18 protein-coding genes are annotated in these 18,868 nt (G+C 69.9%); 1 reads left to right on the forward strand and 17 read right to left on the reverse strand.

All coding sequences use genetic code 11. The features are described from left to right. Positions 1–6 precede the first annotated feature (6 nt). The 11 genes from AC07FY_RS18870 to AC07FY_RS18920 all read right to left on the reverse strand — a co-directional run bounded on the left by AC07FY_RS18870 (position 7) and on the right by AC07FY_RS18920 (position 11,324). Entirely contained in the window at positions 7–2,847 is a 2,841-nt protein-coding gene (locus AC07FY_RS18870; protein ID WP_479007563.1) for a DEAD/DEAH box helicase, read from the reverse strand. A gap of 146 nt (positions 2,848–2,993) precedes the next feature. Further along, positions 2,994–3,959 (reverse strand): twin-arginine translocase subunit TatC, encoded by a 966-nt coding sequence (gene tatC, locus AC07FY_RS18875; RefSeq protein WP_479007564.1) that lies wholly within the window; start codon positions 3,957–3,959, stop codon positions 2,994–2,996. A gap of 46 nt (positions 3,960–4,005) precedes the next feature. Further along, positions 4,006–4,293, reverse strand: coding sequence for a Sec-independent protein translocase subunit TatA (gene tatA, locus AC07FY_RS18880; RefSeq protein ID WP_479007566.1), 288 nt, complete (start codon positions 4,291–4,293; stop codon positions 4,006–4,008). Between the two features lie 183 nt (positions 4,294–4,476). Next, positions 4,477–4,677 carry a hypothetical protein gene (locus AC07FY_RS18885; RefSeq protein WP_479007568.1) on the reverse strand — a complete coding sequence of 67 codons (201 nt, stop codon included), beginning with the start codon at positions 4,675–4,677 and terminating at the stop codon, positions 4,477–4,479. 26 nt (positions 4,678–4,703) lie between these two features. Beyond that, the gene (locus tag AC07FY_RS18890; RefSeq protein ID WP_479007570.1) at positions 4,704–4,958 is read right to left on the reverse strand and encodes a hypothetical protein; all 255 of its coding nucleotides are present in this window, start codon (positions 4,956–4,958) and stop codon (positions 4,704–4,706) included. Between the two features lie 33 nt (positions 4,959–4,991). Continuing rightward, complete coding sequence (locus AC07FY_RS18895) at positions 4,992–5,960, reverse strand: helix-turn-helix transcriptional regulator (protein WP_479007572.1); 969 nt, start codon at positions 5,958–5,960, stop codon at positions 4,992–4,994. 44 nt (positions 5,961–6,004) lie between these two features. After that, positions 6,005–6,961, reverse strand: a complete 957-nt coding sequence (locus tag AC07FY_RS18900; RefSeq protein WP_479007574.1) for a helix-turn-helix transcriptional regulator — start codon at positions 6,959–6,961, stop codon at positions 6,005–6,007. 123 nt (positions 6,962–7,084) lie between these two features. Then, entirely contained in the window at positions 7,085–7,465 is a 381-nt protein-coding gene (locus AC07FY_RS18905; RefSeq protein ID WP_479007576.1) for an FKBP-type peptidyl-prolyl cis-trans isomerase, read from the reverse strand. A gap of 46 nt (positions 7,466–7,511) precedes the next feature. Continuing rightward, the gene (locus tag AC07FY_RS18910; RefSeq protein ID WP_479007578.1) at positions 7,512–8,453 is read right to left on the reverse strand and encodes an FKBP-type peptidyl-prolyl cis-trans isomerase; all 942 of its coding nucleotides are present in this window, start codon (positions 8,451–8,453) and stop codon (positions 7,512–7,514) included. A 117-nt stretch (positions 8,454–8,570) separates the two neighbouring features. Next, on the reverse strand, positions 8,571–9,932 hold the full coding sequence (gene pafA / locus AC07FY_RS18915) for a Pup--protein ligase (protein ID WP_030655944.1): 1,362 nt from the start codon (positions 9,930–9,932) through the stop codon (positions 8,571–8,573). Between the two features lie 117 nt (positions 9,933–10,049). Next, positions 10,050–11,324, reverse strand: a complete 1,275-nt coding sequence (locus tag AC07FY_RS18920; RefSeq protein ID WP_479007580.1) for an MFS transporter — start codon at positions 11,322–11,324, stop codon at positions 10,050–10,052. Between the two features lie 145 nt (positions 11,325–11,469). Here AC07FY_RS18920 and AC07FY_RS18925 point away from each other — a divergent pair, with 145 nt between their 5' ends. Beyond that, a complete protein-coding gene (locus AC07FY_RS18925) occupies positions 11,470–12,477 on the forward strand; it encodes a LacI family DNA-binding transcriptional regulator (RefSeq protein ID WP_479007582.1) in 1,008 nt (335 codons plus the stop codon). A gap of 62 nt (positions 12,478–12,539) precedes the next feature. Here the strand turns inward: AC07FY_RS18925 and prcA are convergent, their stop codons facing one another. The 6 genes from prcA to arc form a co-directional block, all read right to left on the reverse strand. Then, positions 12,540–13,304 (reverse strand): proteasome subunit alpha, encoded by a 765-nt coding sequence (gene prcA, locus AC07FY_RS18930; RefSeq protein ID WP_479007584.1) that lies wholly within the window; start codon positions 13,302–13,304, stop codon positions 12,540–12,542. Between the two features lie 46 nt (positions 13,305–13,350). Further along, the gene (gene prcB, locus AC07FY_RS18935; RefSeq protein ID WP_479007586.1) at positions 13,351–14,190 is read right to left on the reverse strand and encodes a proteasome subunit beta; all 840 of its coding nucleotides are present in this window, start codon (positions 14,188–14,190) and stop codon (positions 13,351–13,353) included. After that, complete coding sequence (locus AC07FY_RS18940) at positions 14,142–14,741, reverse strand: endonuclease VII domain-containing protein (RefSeq protein ID WP_479007588.1); 600 nt, start codon at positions 14,739–14,741, stop codon at positions 14,142–14,144. The genes prcB and AC07FY_RS18940 overlap by 49 nt, the downstream gene beginning before the upstream one ends. 37 nt (positions 14,742–14,778) lie before the next feature. Continuing rightward, positions 14,779–14,991 (reverse strand): ubiquitin-like protein Pup, encoded by a 213-nt coding sequence (locus AC07FY_RS18945; RefSeq protein ID WP_030233608.1) that lies wholly within the window; start codon positions 14,989–14,991, stop codon positions 14,779–14,781. 173 nt (positions 14,992–15,164) lie between these two features. Beyond that, positions 15,165–16,676 carry a depupylase/deamidase Dop gene (dop, locus tag AC07FY_RS18950; RefSeq protein WP_479007590.1) on the reverse strand — a complete coding sequence of 504 codons (1,512 nt, stop codon included), beginning with the start codon at positions 16,674–16,676 and terminating at the stop codon, positions 15,165–15,167. A 253-nt stretch (positions 16,677–16,929) separates the two neighbouring features. Further along, a complete protein-coding gene (gene arc, locus AC07FY_RS18955; protein ID WP_479007592.1) occupies positions 16,930–18,696 on the reverse strand; it encodes a proteasome ATPase in 1,767 nt (588 codons plus the stop codon). Positions 18,697–18,868: the final 172 nt, after the last annotated feature.

The raw sequence follows: 18,868 nt of genomic DNA on the forward strand, positions 1-18,868 counted from the left end.
CGCCGGCTAGCCGACGGAGCTGTAGGCCACCACGCCCCGCAGCAGTGCGTCGACGGCCTTGCGGGCGTTGCGGGCCACGGTGCTCCCGCTGTCGCCGGAGGCCGACGGCGCCGCGGCGGCGACCTGCCCCAGCACGTCGATGACCTGCTTGCACCAGCGCACGAAGTCGCCGGCCGGCATCTCCGCCTCGCGCAGCACCTCGTCCAGGCTCTTGTCGGAGGCCCACTGGTAGGCCGCCCAGGCGAACCCGAGGTCCGGCTCGCGCTGGCCCACGCCCTCCGCCTGGTTGATGCGGTGCTCCTCCTCCAGGGCGTCGAGCCGACCCCAGATGCGGACCATCTCGCCGAGCGCGGCCTTCGCCGCGCCGCCGGGCACCTTCGGCGCGACCGCGTCGTCGGACTGCCGCGCCTCGAAGACCAGCGCCGAGACGCAGGCGGCCAGTTCGGCCGGGCTCAGGCCCTCCCAGATACCGGCGCGCAGGCACTCGGAGGCCAGCAGGTCCAGCTCGCCGTAGAGCCGGGCGAGCCGCCTGCCGTGCACGGTGACCTCGTCCTCGCGCAGGTAGTCCAGCTCGGTCAGCAGGGCGTGGATCCGGTCGAAGGTGCGGGCGATGGTGTTGGTCCGCCCCTCGATCCGCCGCTCCAGCGCTTGCGTGTCCCGCTTGAGCCGGTGGTAGCGCTCCGCCCAGCGGGCGTGGTCCTCGCGCTCGTCGCAGCCGTGGCAGGGGTGCGCCCGCAGCTCCGCCCGCAGCCGGGCGATCTCGCGGTCGTCGGCCGCAGCGGCCCGGCCGCGCCCACGCTTCTCCGGCGTGATGTGCCCGGCCTTGGCCCGCAGTTGGGAGGCCAGGTCCCGACGGGACTGCGGAGAGCGGGCGTTGAACGTCTTGGGGATGCGCATCCGGTCGAGGGCCTCCACCGGCACCGGGAAGTCGATCGCGGCGAGCCGCTTGACCTGCCGCTCGGCGGTGAGCACCAGCGGGCGCGGGCCCTCGGCGTACTCGTACCCGCGGTGCCCGTGGACGCGCCCGGCCGGCACACCGGGGTCCAGGACCAGCGCGAGCCCGGCGAACTTGCCCGTGGGCACGTGGATGATGTCACCCGGCTTGAGCTTCTCCAGCGAGCCGGCCGCCTGCACCCGGCGCTGCGCGGCGCCCTGCTTGGCCAGTTCGGTCTCCCGGTCCTTCAGGTCCCGGCGCAGCTGCGCGTACTCCTCGAAGTCGCCGAGGTGGCAGGTCATGCCCTCGAGGTAGCCCTCCAGGCCCTCCTCGTTGCGCTGCACCTGGCGGGAGATCCCGACGACCGAGCGGTCGGCCTGGAACTGCGCGAAGGAGGTCTCCAGCAGTTCGCGCGAGCGGTGCCGCCCGAACTGGCTGACCAGGTTCACGGCCATGTTGTAGGAGGGCTTGAAGCTGGAGCGCAGCGGATAGGTACGGGTGCCCGCGAGCCCGGCGAGCGCCACCGGGTCCATGCCCCGCTGCCACAGCACGACGGCGTGGCCCTCGATGTCGATGCCGCGCCGCCCGGCCCGGCCGGTGAGCTGCGTGTACTCGCCGGGAGTGATGTCGGCGTGCTGCTCGCCGTTCCACTTGACCAGCTTCTCCAGGATGACCGTGCGCGCGGGCATGTTGATGCCGAGCGCCAGGGTCTCGGTGGCGAAGACGGCCTTGACCAGGCCCCGTACGAAGAGCTCCTCGACGACCTCCTTGAAGGTGGGCAGCATGCCCGCGTGGTGCGCGGCGATGCCCCGCTCCAGACCTTCGAGCCATTCGTAGTAGCCCAGGACGTGCAGGTCCTCCCGGGGGATGGACGCCGTCCGCGCCTCGACGATCTCGCGGACCCGCAGGCGCGCGGAGTCGTCGTTGAGCCGCAGGCCCGCGTAGAGGCACTGCTGGACGGCGGCCTCGCAGCCGGCCCGGCTGAAGATGAAGTTGATGGCGGGCAGCAGCCCGTCGCCGTCGAGGCGGGCGATGACCTCGGGCCGCGAGGGCGTCCAGATCCGGCCGCGCGAGCGCCGCTCGCGCTCGCGGTCCGCCTCCCGGACCATCTTCCCGCGCCGCCGGTCCTTGGGACTGTAGGTGCGGCTGTTCTCCTCGCGCGCCATCCGCAGCAGGTCGGGATTGACCTCGCGGCGGGCGGAGCCGCGGCCTCCGTGGTCGGACTCCTCCTCGAAGAGGTCGAAGATCCGGCGGCCGGCCATGACGTGCTGCCACAGCGGTACGGGCCGCTCCTCGGAGACGATCACCTGGGTGTCGCCGCGCACGGTGTCCAGCCAGTCGCCGAACTCCTCGGCGTTGGACACCGTCGCCGAGAGTGACACCAGGGTCACCGACTCGGGCAGGTGGATGATCACTTCCTCCCAGACGGCCCCGCGGAACCGGTCGGAGAGGTAGTGCACCTCGTCCATCACCACGTAGCCGAGGCCGCCCAGCGACTGGGAGCCGGCATAGAGCATGTTGCGGAGCACCTCGGTGGTCATCACGACCACCGGCGCCTCGGAGTTCACGCTGTTGTCGCCGGTCAGCAGGCCGACCTTGTCCGCGCCGTAGCGCCTGACGAGGTCGGCGTACTTCTGGTTCGACAGGGCCTTGATGGGCGTGGTGTAGAAGCACTTGCGGCCCTGCTGGAGGGCCAGGTGCACGGCGAACTCGCCGACGATCGTCTTGCCCGAACCGGTCGGAGCGGCCACCAGGACGCCCTTGCCGGCCTCCAGTGCCTTACAGGCCTCGACCTGGTACGGGTCCAGATCGAATGCGTACATCTCGCGGAAGGGGGCCAGCGCGCTGGCCTCTTCGGCGGCGCGGATCCGGGCGGCGGCGTACCGCTCGGCCGGTGAGAGTTCTTCGGTCATCTTGGGTTCGAGCCTACCCGTCACCCCTGACAACAGTCGCGATCATTTAAGTGAGGAGGCGGGGGCCGGGGCGCCGGGCGCGTCGGGTGCCGGGGCGGCCGGCGCCGCGGTCCCTCCGGTGCGGCGGCCGGGAGGGAGGCGGCCCCTCAGGTCGCGTCGTCGTAGCCGTTGATCCGCTGGCGTCCGCCGTCGGCCTGGCCGGGCAGCGCGGCCGGGGCGGGGACGGTTTCCATCTCGCCGAGGGGCGCCGGGGTGAGGTCCAACTCGGCGGCCTCGTCGTCGTCGAGCCCGGCGTCGGGGTCCTTGCGCTTGCGCCTGCGGTCGTTGACCAGGCAGACGCCGAGCGCGATGAAGTACAGGGCCACGATCGGGGCGGCCAGCGAGAGCATGGTGAGCGGGTCGCCGGTGGGCGTCGCGAAGGCGGCGAAGACGGTGATGCCGAGGATCATGGCGCGCCACCAGCTCGCCAGGCGCTTGCCCGTCAGCACGCCGGTGAAGTTCAGCAGGATCAGCAGCAGCGGCAGCTCGAACGCCAGGCCGAAGACGACGACCATGCGCGTGACCAGGTCGAGGTAGTCGTCGACCGGGAGCAGGTTGCGGGCGTGCTCGGGGGTGAAGTCCAGCAGGATCGTCGCGGTCTGCGGCAGGACCTTGTACGCGAGCACCGCGCCGGCGGCGAAGAGCGGGGCGCCGACCGCGACGAAGCTCATCGCGTACTTCTTCTCGTGGCTGTGCAGGCCGGGGGCGGTGAACGCCCACAGCTGGTAGAGCCAGACCGGCGCGGACAGCACCACACCGGCGGTGAGCGAGACCTTCAGGGCGATCGAGAAGGGGGCGATGAGGCCGTTGACGGTCATGTCGGCGCAGGGCCGGCCGTTGCGCTGCGAGAGCACCCCGTCGGTGCAGCCGACGGAGTCCAGCATCGGCCGCAGCATGAAGTCGATGAGGTCCTTGTAGAAGAAGGCCGCCACGACGGTGATCACGAGGATCGCCAGGACCGACTTCAGCAGACGGTTTCTCAGCTCACGCAGGTGCTCGACGAGAGGCATGCGCCCTTCGGCGTCCTTGGCCTGTCGTCCTGGTTTCTCCTGCTTGCGGGCAGACTTGAGCAACCCACGTCCCTCGTCTCGTTGCAGATGACTGGCGTGCCGGCTCGCGTCAGCCCTGGGTGGTGCGGTTCGGCTCGCTCACGGGCCGCGAGCTGGTGACGTCACCGGGCGCGGCCTGGATGGTGCGCGGGACGACGGGCTGCTGCGCGGCCTGGTCGGCGGCCGGGGCCGCGTCGTCCGCTTCGCCGTCCTTCTTCATGGCCTTGGCCTCGCTCTTGAGGATGCGGGCCGACTTGCCGAGGGAGCGGGCCATCTCGGGGAGCTTCTTGGCGCCGAACAGCAGCACGATGACAGCGATGATCAGAAAGATTTCAAGGGGCTTCAGATTGCCGATCATGTGTGTCTTCCTTCTCACCGAAACGACTGGTTGTGGTGGCTGTGGACGGCTCGGACCCAAATCCGGCAACCGCTCAGGCAAGGATCGTAACCCCCGGGGGTTAACGCCGGGCAATCCCCCGGGGTACCCGCGCTTGCGCGCGGAGCCCCCACCCGCACCCGGTCCGCCCCGGTTCGCCCCGTTTCACGGCCGCACGCCGCGTCCCGCCCGGGCGAGGTCGGCCGCGGACCGCTCCAGGTCCTCCGCGGCCTCGGTGATCCGGCGGCTGGCCGCCGCAACCTGCACAGAGAGCCTGCGGACCTCCACGAAGACCCGTACCGCGGGCACGGCGAGGACGGCGATCCCGAGGAAACCCAGGGCAATTGCGAACATCGGCCACAGCATGGGACGAGCCTAGGCCACCCGGCGGCTCAGACGCTGCGCAGGGTGCTCACGCCCCCGCCGGTCAGCAGTTCCACGATGCGCTCCCCCGCCGGCTTGCGGACCGACCGCCCGCACCCCGGACAGGTGAAGGAGTAGAAGGTGGTCCGCCGGCTTCCGCCGATGACCAGCCGCAGGGCGCCCGCGTCCAGCTCGAAGCGGGCGCCGCAGTCAGGACAGGCCGCCTTGAACGACACGCACCCCGATGCCGCGGACGATCCCGGAGCACCCGAAGAAACCGACATACCCGACGTAGGCGACATCGACCGCTGCTCCCCTCAGACCTGTTCCCCGTACCCCGCCAGCGCTTCCCGGGCCGCACTGCGCGCGCTGTCCGCCAGCTCCGCGGGAGCCACGATCCGCCCCTCGCGGCCCAGCCGCAGCGCCAGCCGGCGCAGCGACGCCGGATCCGGGCTGCGCAGCGTGATCCGCAGGCCGCCCCCGGCCAGTTCCTCGGCGCTGTCGTGCGGGTAGTACTCGGCCACCCAGCGCCCGCCGGGCCCGACCTCGACCACCACCTCGGGATCCTCGGCGGCCGGCTGGACCAGCCCCTCGGACAGGTCGCGCGGCTCGATCGCGGGCGGCTCGGCCCGCTCGTCCAGCAGCCGGATCTCCGCGACCCGGTCCAGACGGAAAGTGCGCCGGGCCTCGGAGAGGTGGCACCACCCCTCCATGTAGGTGTGCCCGACCGCGAACAGCCGGATCGGGTCGACCTTGCGCTCGGTGAGCTCGTCGCGCGCCGGCGAGTAGTACCGCAGCCACAGCCGGCGCCGCTCCGAGATCGCCCGGTCGACGTCCGCGAAGACCCCGCCCTCCGACTCGAACGTCACCGACAGCCGCGAGCTGGCCCCGGCGGCCTCGCCCGCCGCGGCCTCCAGCTTGGCGGTGGCCCGCAGCAGCGCGTCCCGGTCGCCCTCCCGCAGCCCGGGCAGCGTCGCCACCGCGCGGGCGGCCACCAGCAGCGCGGTCGCCTCGTCGGCGGCCAGCCGCAGCGGCTCGGCGGTGGATTCCCCCGAGGCGTCGGGATTGCGCCACCAGATCCGCTCGCCGTCGGTGTCGATGTCGAGCAGGTCCCCGCCGCGGAAGCTGGTCCCGCACATGGGCAGCACGTCGAGGTCCGAGATCAGCTCGTCCTCGGTGATCCCGAAGGCACGCGCCACGTCGGCGACGTGCGCGCCCGGGCGCTCGCGCAGATACGTCACCAGGGACAGCATCCGGCGGGTCTGGTCGATGGCGTTGGCAGCCATGCTGGTACGTCTCCCCCTCAGGGCGTAGCGACAGGTGTATCGGATCAGCCCTGGGCGACGGCGCGCAGCCGGTCCACCACGTCCGCCCGCAGATCGGCCGGCTCCACGACCACCACGTCCGGGCCGAACTCCACGAGCCAGGCGTCCAGCCCGTGCCCGTAGGGGATCTCCAGCTCGTCCCAGCCGTCGCCGCCCTCACGCACGGCGGTGGCCTTGGCGCGCAGCGGATAACCCGCCCCGGCGCGCAGCCGGATCAGCGCCGAGCGCTCCGCGCTCTCCCCCGCGAAACGCTCCACCGTCTCCCGCACGGTCACCACGTCCGGCACCTCCGCGGTGTACCGGCCGGCGCGGGAGCGCACCTTGCCGGTGATCCGGGAGAGCCGGAACACCCGCTCCGCCCCGCGGTCGCGGTCGAAGCCGGCCAGGTACCAGTGGCCGCGCCAGCACTCCAGCGCCCAGGGCTCCACCTGGCGGGTACCGGGCGTGGCGGCGGTGGACTTGCGGTAGTCGAAGACCACCGGCCGGCGGTCCCGGCAGGCCAGCATCAGCGGCTCGAAGGCCGCCTCGTGCACGGGGATGCGCGGTTCGATGGCACTGTGCTGCCCCTCGTAGGGGTCCCCCGCCTCCGGCATCCCGCCCGCCCGGAGCTTCTGCAGGGCGCCGCTGGCGGCGCCGGCGAGCCGGGCCTGCTGCCACACCTTGGCCGCCAGGCCCAGGGCGGCGGCCTCCTCGGCGTCCAGGCAGACCGGGGGCAGCCGGTTGCTGTCCCGGCGCGCGAGGTAGCCGATCTCGCCCTCCAGGTTCTCCACCGTCTCGATGACCAGGCCGAGTTCCCGCAAGTCGTCCTTGTCCCGCTCGAACATGCGGTTGAAGGACTCGTCGTTGCCGGCTTCCAGGTATGCCTCGATGGAACCGCGCAACTCCCGCTTGCTCAGCGGCCGTCGGGTACCCAGAAGGCACAGCGCCAGATTCATCAGCCGCTCGGCCTTGGCAATCGCCATCGACGCCGCTCCCCCGTCCTCGACACACACCCGTGAGCGCTGACCGTACCGCCCCGGCCGTCCGGGACAAAAAGCGAGGGCCCCCGCCTCACGGCGGGGGCCCTGGCGGGCGCGCCTTCGGGATCAGACGGCGATCAGGTCGCAGACGAAGATCAGCGTCTCGCCCGGGGCGATCACGCCGCCGCCCGCGCCGCGGTCGCCGTAGGCGAGGTGCGCCGGGATCGTCAGCTTGCGGCGCCCGCCGACCTTCATGCCCTGGATGCCCTGGTCCCACCCGGAGATGACCTGGCCGGCACCGAGCTTGAACTGCAGCGGCGTGCCGCGGTTCCAGGAAGCGTCGAACTCCTCACCGGTGGAGAACGCCACGCCCACGTAGTGGACCTTGACGTTGTCGCCGGCCTTGGCCTCGGCGCCGTCGCCCAGCCAGAGGTCCTCCTTGACCAGGTCGGTCGGAACCGGGCCCTCGGGGAAGTCGATCTCGGGCTTCTCGAGCTTGTCGCTCACGGAACTGCTCCTCATACGTACGAACGGGGGCCCAACCGGGACAGTCTTACATCACCGCGAGGATGTCGAGGCTGAACACCAGCGTCGACTTGGCCGGGATCGTCCCCTGCTCCTTGTCGCCGAAGGCCAGGTCCGGCGGGATGACCAGCAGGACACGGCTGCCGACCTTCTTGCCGAGCAGGCCCTCCTTCAGCCCCTTGACCGACAGCTGCTCCATCGGCCAGGTGACCGTCGTGTCGCTGGTGTACGTGCTCTCGAAGGTCTTGTCGTCCTTCCACGTCTTGCCGTTGAACTTGACCACGACGTTGTCGGTGTCCTTCACCGCGGCACCGTCGCCCTCGAGGACGTAGTTCGACACCAGCTTGCCCGGCTCGGCGGTGTCCTTCGGGACCGTCACGGAGACTTCCTTGCCGTCCGTGTTCGTCCCCACCTTCGGCAGGTCCTTGTTGTCCTGGGCGACCTCCTTGCCCGTGGCCGAGGCCGGGACGGACGTGCCCTTGACGATGTCCACGACGAACACCAGCGTCGCGTTGGGCTTGATCTTGTCGCCCGAGCCCTGCTCGCCGTAACCGAGCGCCGGCGGGATGACCAGCTCGACACGGCTGCCGACCTTCTGGCCCTCCAGGCCCTGGTCCCAGCCCTTGATGACCATGCCCGCGCCGATGGTCACGTCGAACGGCTTGCCCTTGCCGAAGCTCGCGTCGAACGGCTCCTTGCCGTCCCACACCTGCCCGAGGTAGTTGACCTGGGCGATGTCGCCCTTCTTCAGCGCAGGGCCGTCGCCCTCGCTGAGGGTCTCCACCTTCAGGTCCTTCGGCGGCGTGCCCTTCCCCTGCGACAGGGTGGGCGTCTCCCCGAACTTGGCGCCCTTGGTGATCGCGGGCACCCCGTTCTTCATCTGGGCGGAGTCGGAGCCGCTGTCGTCGCCACACGCCGCTGTCGACAGCAGCAGAAGGGGTACGACAAGCAGGCCGGCAAGTCGGCGCACGTGTTCCTCAGATCTCAGACGGCAAGGCGGTCGCCCGCCACTCTAAGCCGTGCGCAGGGCCCCGTACGAGACCGTACGGGGCCCTGCGCGAGATCGGTGCCGGGTCACACCGGGCACTCACATGCCGGCGATCAGCTTCTCCACCCGGTCGTCCACCGACCGGAACGGGTCCTTGCACAGCACCGTCCGCTGCGCCTGGTCGTTCAGCTTCAGGTGGACCCAGTCCACCGTGAAGTCGCGCCGCTGCTCCTGCGCACGCCGGATGAAGTCGCCGCGCAGCCGCGCCCGCGTCGTCTGCGGGGGCACCGACTTGCCCTCGAAGATCTTCAGGTCGTTGCAGATCCGCGCCGCCTGCCCCTTGCGCTCCAGCAGGTAGTACAGCCCGCGCCGCCGGTGGATGTCGTGGTAGGCGAGGTCTATCTGCGCCACCCGCGGATTCGACATGGTCATGTTGTGCTTGCCCCGGTACCGCTCGATCAGCTGGTACTTCATGACCCAGTCGATCTCGGTCCCGATCCGGTCCAGGTCCTCCGCCTCGATCGCGTCCAGCGTGCGGCCCCACAGCTCCAGCACCTGGTCCACCACGCCCGTACGGATCCCCCGCCGCTCCGCGAAGTCCACCGCCTTGTCGTAGTACTCCCGCTGGATCTCCAGCGCCGACGCCTCCCGGCCGCTGGCCAGGCGCACCTTGCGCTGACCGGTGATGTCGTGGCTGACCTCACGGATCGCCCGGATCGGGTTCTCCAGGGTCAGGTCCCGCATCACCGTGCCCGCCTCGATCATGCGCAGCACCAGGTCGGTCGCCCCGACCTTCAGCAGCATGGTCGTCTCGGACATGTTCGAGTCGCCCACGATCACGTGCAGCCGGCGGTAGCGCTCCGCGTCCGCGTGGGGCTCGTCGCGGGTGTTGATGATCGGACGCGAACGGGTCGTCGCGGAACTGACGCCCTCCCAGATGTGCTCGGCCCGCTGGCTCACGCAGTAGACCGCGCCCCGGGGCGTCTGCAGCACCTTGCCCGCCCCGCAGATCAGCTGCCGCGTGACGAGGAACGGAATGAGAATGTCCGCCAGCCGGGAGAATTCCCCGTGCCGGGCCACCAGGTAGTTCTCGTGGCAACCGTACGAGTTGCCCGCCGAGTCGGTGTTGTTCTTGAAGAGATAGACGTCGCCCGCGATTCCCTCCTCGTGCAGGCGGCGTTCGGCGTCGACGAGTAGGCCCTCGAGAATGCGCTCGCCCGCCTTGTCGTGCGTGACCAACTCGGTCACGTTGTCACATTCGGGAGTTGCATATTCCGGATGTGAGCCCACGTCAAGGTACAGACGGGCACCGTTCCGCAGGAAGACATTGCTGCTGCGGCCCCATGACACAACACGGCGGAAGAGGTAGCGCGCCACTTCGTCAGGAGACAGTCGGCGCTGTCCCCTGAACGTGCACGTGACGCCGTACTCGTTCTCCAGCCCGAAAATGCGGCGGTCCATGACTGAACATTACGCCTCCTGCCCTCTTCTGAAACCGGGTTCGCGAGCGCCGTTTCGATCAATTTGCCGAAACCGCCCCGGCCCGCACCGCCATCCGGCCGCCCGGCCGCCCCCCGATCAGCCCTCCGCCCGCACCCCCGACGCCACCCCGGCACCCTCCGCCGACGAGCCCCCCGACGCCCCCTCCGACGCCCCCTCCGGCCCGCCGCCGCGGCCCCCGGCCGCCAGTACCCGCTGAGTCGCCATCAGCACGATCAGCGCCGCGAAACCGGCCACCCCCGCCACCCCGAAGCCCGACGCCGTGCCGCCCAGCTCCACCGCCGGCCCCGCCGCCGCCGTACCGATCGCCGCACCGACACCGAAGAACGTCACCAGCCACGAGAACGCCTCCGTCACCGTCCCCGCCGGCGCGTGCCGGTCCACCACGATGAACGCGCACGCCAGCGCCGGCGCCAGGAACACGCCCGCCACCGCCGCCAGCACCGTCATCGCCACCGGCCCCGGCGTCAGCACCAGCGGCAGATAGCACACCGCCAGCAGCGCCACCAGCATCCGCAGCCGCCGCTCCGGGCGCCCGACCCACTCACGCGACCCGTAGAACACCCCGCCGATCAGCGCACCCAGCCCCAGCGCCGCCATCAGCCACCCGTACACCGCCTGGTCCCCGTGGTCGTCCGCATACGCGACACCCGCCACCGTGATCGACCCCAGCGCCGTCCCCACGAAGAAGAACGCCCCCAGCAGCGCCAGCAGCCCGCGCGAACGCAACGCCCCCAGCCAGTGCGCCTCGCGCGGCGCCGAACGCCATGCCCGCGAAGGCTCGCTCACCACCACCGACACCGCCCCCAGCACCCCGATCGCGTTCAGCGCCAGCAGCGCCCCGGCCGGCGACCACACCGCCACGAACAGCGTCACCAGCAGCGGCCCCACCGTGAACATGACCTCCTGGGCCACCGCGTCCATCGCGTACGCCGCGTGCACCCGCTCCTCCCTGCCGCCCAGCACCCCCGGCCACAGCGCCCGCAGCCCGCCCTCCAGCGGCGGCGTGAACAGCCCCGCCACCACCACCGCGGCATACGCGCCCGCCACCGGCGCCGTACCGGCCACCGCCAGCCACACCATCCCCAGCGCCGAGACCACCGCGGCCGGCAGCTGCACCCGCGGCTGCCCGTACAGGTCCACGGCACGCCCCAGCAGCGGCTGCCCCACCGCGTTGGCCACCCCGTACGCGGCCGCCAGCGCCCCGGCCAGGCTGTAGCTGCCGCCCTCGGCCCGGGTGAACAGCACGATCGCGATCGGCGCCGTGGCGTTGGGCAGCCGGCCCACGAGCGTGCCCGCCAGCAGCCTCGCGGCATGCCGGGTCCTGAGCAGCTCCGCGTACCCCGCGGCCATGAGCGCCCCCTTCTGCCCGGATCGAGCCGGGGTAATACGTATAACGTGACTCGTCATACGTACCATGGCCCCAGCTCACCAGTCCACCCGGCACACCCGCGACCACCCCGCCACCCCCCACCGACCACGCACTTCAGGAGCCCGTGTGACGAGACCCACCAGCCGCGACGTCGCCACCGCCGCCGGAGTCTCCCAAGCCACCGTCTCCCTCGTCCTCGGCGACAAATGGCGCGGCCGCGTCTCCCCCCGCACCGCCGACCACGTCCGCACGACGGCCGCCACCCTCGGCTACCGCCCCAACCTCGCCGCCCGCAGCCTCCGCCTCGGCACCACCCGCACCGCCCTCCTCGTCGTACCCGCCCTCACCAACGAGTTCTTCGCCCGCGTCCACACCGGCGCCGCCCGCATCGCCGCCCGACACGACTTCGGCGTCGTCCTCTACCCCTCCCCCGACGGCACCGGCCCCGCCCGCGACCCCTTCGCCTCCGCCCGCGCCGCCCTCGACGGCGTCATCGCCTCCTCCATGGCCGCCGACGCCCTCGACGCCCTCGGCGGCGACACCCTCCCCCTCGTCATGCTCGACAGCGACCCCGACGCCACCGCCGCCGCCGCACACGTCAACCTCGACATGGCCGACGGCATGCACCAGGTCGCCGACCACCTCCTCGCCCTCGGCCACCGCAACGTCCTCCACCTCGCCTCCGCCGTCGACTCCTGGACCTTCCAGATCCGCGCCCAGGCCCTCAGCGCCCGCCTGAGCCCCCACGCACAGCTGCGCACCGTCCGGGCCCCCCTCAGCGTCCACGGCGCCCGTACGGCCGCCGAAGCCGCCCTCACGGCCCCCGGGCCCCGGCCCACCGCCGTCGTCTGCGACGACGACATCCTGGCCGCCGGCGCCTGCAAGGCCGCCCGCCGCCTCGGCCTGCACATCCCCGCCGACCTCTCCGTCACCGGCTTCGACGACCTCGCCCTCGCCACCGCCGTCGAACCCGAACTCACCACCGTCCACCTCCCCGCCGAACGCGTCGGCGAACAGGGCATGAGCGCCCTCCTCGCCGTCCTCGACGGCACCCCCTCGACCGCCCCCGACATCCCCGTCGAACTGATCGTCCGCGACTCCACCGGCCCGGCCCCCGACCCCGCCGCCCGCTGAACACGACGAAGCCCCGGCCCGCCCGCAAGGGGCGAACCGGGGCCGCACGCACACCGGCGGAACTACTCCGCCTCGTCCTCCGGAGCCTCGTCGTTCGACACGGCATCAGCCTGAGCCGCCGCCGGAACATCCGCCTCCAGCAGCCGCGCCAGCTGCCGACCGCGGATCCGCTTGAACTTCCGCTGCTGCGACCGCGTCCGGTCCAGCACCGCGACCTCCAGCCGCTCCGCCGGAATCGCCTTGTCGGCACCATTGGCCTGACTCGACAACGCCTGCACCGCCAGCTTCAGCGCCTCCGCCAACGTCATCCCGTCCCGGTGCCGCTGATCCAGGAACGTGCTGATCTGCTCCGCGTTCCCGCCGACCGCCACCGAGCCGTGCTCGTCCACGATCGACCCGTCGTGCGGAAGCCGGTAGATCTGGTCACCGGCCGCCGTCGCACCCACCTCGGCGACCACCAGCTCCACCTCGTACGGCTTCTCCCCCGCACTGGAGAAGATCGTGCCGAGCGTCTGCGCGTACACGTTCGCCAGCCCACGGGCCGTCACATCATCACGGTCGTAGGTGTATCCGCGCAGATCCGCGTAGCGCACACCACCGATCCGCAGGTTCTCGTACTCGTTGTACTTGCCGGCGGCCGCGAAGCCGATCCGGTCGTAGATCTCGCTGAACTTGTGCAGCGCGCGCGAGGGGTTCTCGCCGACGAACACGATGCCGTCGGCGTACTGCAGCACGACCAGGCTGCGGCCGCGGGCGATGCCCTTCCGGGCGTATTCCGCCCGGTCGGCCATGGCCTGCTGGGGTGACACATAGAACGGAGTCGACACCGGCTGTCCGTCCCTTTCTTCTGGGTTCCTACAGGGAGACGGATGGTCAGAGCAGGGCGGCGCGCGGGCCGTCGGGCTGCTCGAGACGACGGTTGGTGACGGCGCGGGCGAGCTCCTGCGACTCCTCGTCCGTCAGCCTGCGGAAACCCTCATCCGTGATGACGGTGACGATCGGGTAGATGTTGCGGTACAGGTCCGGCCCACCGGTCGCCGAATCATCGTCGGCCGCGTCGTACAGCGCCTGCACCACCAGCGTCGTGGCCTGCTGCTCCGTCAGATCGGGACGGTAGAGCTTCTTCATCGACCCGCGGGCGAAGATGGAACCCGAACCGGTCGCCGCGTAGCCGTGCTCCTCCGAGCGTCCGCCGGTCACGTCGTAGGAGAAGATCCGGCCCTTCTCCTTCGCCTCGTCGAACCCGGCGAAGAGCGGCACGACGGCCAGGCCCTGCATCGCCATGCCCAGATTGCTCCGGATCATGGTGGACAGGCGGTTCGCCTTGCCCTCCAGCGAGAGGGTCGTCCCCTCCACCTTCTCGAAGTGCTCCAGCTCCAGCTGGAACAGCTTCACCATCTCCACGGCCAGGCCGGCGGTGCCGGCGATGCCGACGGCCGAGTACTCGTCGGCCGGGAACACCTTCTCGATGTCCCGCTGCGCGATCATGTTCCCCATGGTCGCCCGCCGGTCACCGGCGAGGACGACCCCGCCGGGGAACGTGGCCGCGACGATGGTCGTCCCGTGCGGCGCCTCGACGACACCCTCCGGCAGCTTGCGGTTGCCGGGCAGCATCTCGGGCGAGTGCGCGCCCAGGAAGTCCATGAAGGACGACGACCCCGGCGTCAGGAAGGCTGCCGGTAGACGCCCTGTGCTACGAGTGTTGGGTTCCACAGGTTTCCTTCCACGTAAGCGGCTGCACGCCGTATGACGTCCGGCCGATCCTTGAACTGCCCCAGGGCTGCGTTGCAGCTGAAGCACAGTACGCCTCGGACCTTACCCGTCTGATGATCGTGATCAACGTGCTCGGCCGGGGCCAACCGGCAGATCACGCAGACACCGCCTTGAGCGGTGATCATCTCGTCCCGCTGCGCCTCGGTGAGGCCGTAGGAGCGCTTCAAGTGGCCCGCCCGGCCCTGGATCGCCCTGCACGCCTTGCACCGAGTCGATAGGCCGTCAGACGCCGACGCGTTCTTGTGCCACTCGGCGTGCGGCTTGACTTCACCGCACTGTCGGCAGAGCTTGTGGCCGACCGGGACATCCACCTTCTCCTTGACGACCTTGCCGCTGGCCGCCTGGCGGCGCCGGTAGTGCGCGGCTGAGTACTCCGCCACGCACTCACGGCACCTCGGCTGGAGACCGTCGCCACGATTCCGATCTAGGGCGAACCCGCTCAGCGGGACGTCCCGGCTACAGCCGCGACACCACTTCGTTCCATTGGACATGAAACCGATGCTGGCAAGTTCACCTTAGATTCGAAGGCTATTCGCCGCCTTTTTGTACGAAACTCCGAACGAAATCCTCGGCATTCTCCTCGAGCACATCATCGATTTCGTCCAGTACGGAGTCGACGTCGTCGGAGAGCTTTTCCTGGCGCTCCTTGAGGTCGGTCGATTCCTCGACCGCCGCCTCCTCGACCTCCTCGGTCGAGCGCGTCGCCTTCTGCTGTCCGCCGCCGGTGTCCTTGGTCGCCATGTCTACCTCACCCCGCTCGGTTCGCACGCTCACGTCGAGGGACCCCGGGATTCGGGATCCCTCAAGATCAGACCTACGTCCGACCCTACAAGGAGGGTCCGACGTTCGTCCCCGTACTTTCACAACGTCCGGTTCTCTTCATGATTCCCGTGTCGGAGCCCTTTCAGGCCCCCTCACCTCCCCGAAAGCAGCCGCACCAGGTCCTGCGCCGTGCGGCACCGGTCCAGCAGCTCCTTCACGTGGGCCCGCGTGCCCCGCAGCGGCTCCAGCGTGGGCACCCGCTGGAGCGAGTCGTGGCCCGGGAGGTCGAAGATCACGGAGTCCCAGGACGCCGCGGCCACGTCGTCCGCGTACTGCTCCAGGCAGCGGCCGCGGAAATAGGCCCGGGTGTCCTCCGGAGGCTTGCTCTGCGCCCGTTCCACGTCCGGCTCGGTGACGAGCCGCTGCATCTTGCCGCGGGCCACCAGGCGGTTGTACAGGCCCTTGTCCGGCCGTACGTCCGAGTACTGGAGGTCCACCAGGTGGAGCCGCGCGGCGTCCCAGCCGAGTCCGTCCCGCCGCCGGTAGCCCTCCAGGATCTCTCGCTTGGCGATCCAGTCGAGCTCCCCCGACAGGCTCATCGGGTCGGTCTCCAGCCGGCCGAGCACGTCCTCCCAGCGGGTCAGCACGTCCGCCGTCTGCTCGTCCACGTCCGCCCCGAACCGTTCCTCCACGTACTTCCTGGCCAGCTCGAAGTACTCCATCTGGAGTTGTACGGCGGTCAGGGTCCGGCCGCTGCGCAGCGTGATGAGGTGGGTGAGGTCGGGGTCGTGCGAGACCTGGTGCAGGGTGCGCACGGGCTGGTCGACGGCGAGGTCGACGGTGATGAACCCGTCTTCGATCATGGACAGGACCAGGGAGGTGGTCCCGAGCTTGAGGTAGGTGGAGATCTCGGAGAGGTTCGCGTCGCCGATGATGACGTGGAGGCGGCGGTACTTCTCGGCGTCCGAGTGGGGTTCGTCGCGGGTGTTGATGATGGGGCGCTTGAGGGTGGTCTCGAGGCCGACCTCGACTTCGAAGTAGTCGGCGCGCTGGCTGATCTGGAAGCCGTGTTCGCGGCCGTCCTGGCCGATGCCCACGCGTCCGGCGCCGGTGACGACCTGGCGGGAGACGAAGAAGGGGGTGAGGTGGCGCACGATGTCCGAGAAGGGGGTTTCCCGCTTCATCAGGTAGTTCTCGTGCGTGCCGTAGGAGGCGCCCTTGTTGTCGGTGTTGTTCTTGTAGAGGTGGATGGGCTGGGCGCCGGGGAGCTGGGCGGCCCGTTCGGCCGCCTCGGCCATGATGCGTTCGCCGGCCTTGTCCCAGAGCACGGCGTCGAGCGGGTTGGTGATCTCCGGCGAGCTGTATTCGGGGTGCGCGTGGTCGACGTAGAGGCGTGCGCCGTTGGTGAGGATGACGTTGGCGAGGCCGATGTCCTCGTCGGTGAGCTGGCTGGTGTCGGCGGCCTCGCGGGCGAGGTCGAAGCCGCGGGCGTCCCGCAGCGGGTTCTCCTCCTCGAAGTCCCAGCGGGCGCGGCGCGCCCGGTGCATCGCCGCCGCGTAGGCGTTGACGATCTGGGATGAGGTGAGCATGGCATTGGCGTTCGGGTGTCCGGGGACGGAGATCCCGTACTCCGTCTCGATTCCCATTACTCGCCGTACGGTCATGCGGCCCTCCTTGCCCGGCGGCGTTCCCCTTCGGGAGCGTCGCTCAAGTACCGCTGGTGCTCCGTTTGCGTGTGCTCGTGCGGTGCCCGTCCCCGCACTGCGCGTCCGGCGGTACGGAAGAGCCTAGGACCACTCCGCGCTCGTGGGGAGATCATTTCCGTCATTGGATCGGCCTCGTCACCGGCTGGAAAGCAGTCGGTAAAGCAGTCGGCTGCGGATGCCCGGGGAGGGCATCCGCAGCCGCTCCGCTCGGTCAGAGGTACTGGCCGGTGTTCGCCACCGTGTCGATGGAGCGTCCGGTGTCCGCGCCCTGCTTTCCGGTGACGAGCGTGCGGATGAATACGATCCGCTCGCCCTTCTTTCCGGAGATGCGGGCCCAGTCGTCGGGGTTGGTGGTGTTGGGCAGGTCCTCGTTCTCCTTGAACTCGTCCACGCATGCCTGAAGGAGGTGGGAGACGCGCAGGCCCTTCTGGTTGTGCTCGAGGAAGGCCTTGATGGCCATCTTCTTCGCACGGTCCACGATGTTCTGGATCATCGCGCCCGAGTTGAAGTCCTTGAAGTAGAGGACTTCCTTGTCGCCGTTGGCGTACGTGACCTCGAGGAAGCGGTTCTCCTCGGTTTCGGCGTACATCTGCTCGACGACGGTCTGGATCATGCTGTGGACGGTGCCGGCCGTGGAGCCCTGGTGTTCGGACAGGTCGTCCGTGTGCAGGGGCAGGGAGGCCTTGAGGTACTTGGCGAAGATGTCCTTGGCCGCTTCGGCGTCCGGGCGCTCGATCTTGATCTTCACGTCGAGGCGTCCGGGGCGCAGGATGGCGGGGTCGATCATGTCCTCGCGGTTGGAGGCGCCGATGACGATGACGTTCTCCAGGCCCTCCACGCCGTCGATCTCGGCGAGCAGCTGGGGGACGATGGTGTTCTCCACGTCCGAGCTGACGCCGGATCCGCGGGTGCGGAAGAGGGATTCCATCTCGTCGAAGAAGACGATGACGGGTGTTCCCTCGCTGGCCTTCTCGCGGGCACGCTGGAAGACGAGGCGGATGTGCCGCTCGGTCTCGCCGACGTACTTGTTGAGGAGTTCGGGGCCCTTGATGTTGAGGAAGTACGACTTGCCCTGGGCCTGTCCGGTCACCTCGGCGACCTTCTTGGCAAGGGAGTTGGCGACGGCCTTGGCGATGAGCGTCTTGCCGCAGCCGGGCGGGCCGTAGAGCAGGATGCCCTTGGGGGGCCGCAGTTCGTGTTCCTTGAAGAGGTCGGGGTAGAGGTAGGGGAGTTCGACCGCGTCGCGGATCAGCTCGATCTGGTCGCCCAGGCCGCCGATCTTGTCGTAGTCGATGTCCGGGACCTCTTCGAGGACGAGGTCTTCGACCTCGCTCTTGGGGACGACCTCGTAGACGTAGCCGGAGCGGGGTTCGAGCAGGAGGGCGTCGCCGGGGCGGATGGTGATGTCCAGGAGCGGCTCGGCGAGCCTCACCACCCTTTCCTCGTCGGTGTGCCCGACGACCAGGGCGCGCTCGCCGTCCTCGAGGATCTCCTTGAGGGTGACGATGTCCCCGGCCCGCTCGTATGCCATGGCCTCGACCACGTTGAGCGCTTCGTTGAGCATGACCTCCTGGCCGCGCCGGAGGTCTTCCGGTTCGACGCTGGGGCTGACGTTCACGCGGAGCTTTCGGCCTCCGGTGAAGATGTCGACGGTGCCGTCCTCGTTCGCCTGGAGGAAGACACCGAAGCCTGCCGGCGGCTGTGCGAGCCGGTCGACTTCTTCCTTGAGGGCCACGATTTGGTCGCGGGCCTCACGGAGGGTGTTCGCGAGTCGTTCGTTTTGCGCGGAGACGCCGGCCAGATTCGTCTGGAGCTCGATGATCCGCTCTTCGAGAATCCTCGTGTGCCGCGGAGAGTCGGCGAGCTTGCGTCGCAGGACGGCGATTTCCTGCTCGAGATAGGCAACCTGGCCGGCGGGGTCCTCAGACCCTCGCCCGGGCCGGATGCCGCGGTTGATGTCGTCGTCGTGGGCTGCCACGGTCCTCACCTCCTCCAAGGGGAGCTGGACGCTTCCTGACCCTACCTGGGCTGGTGGTGATTGAAACCCCTAGATCACAAAGACGGTAGGGGTGTGTCCGATCTTCACCCTTGCGTACTCCCTCTCGTCAAGGAAATACCCACCCGTGAACATCTGAAAGCGGCCGGTTGTA

This window comes from Streptomyces sp. NPDC045967 (assembly GCF_056430495.1).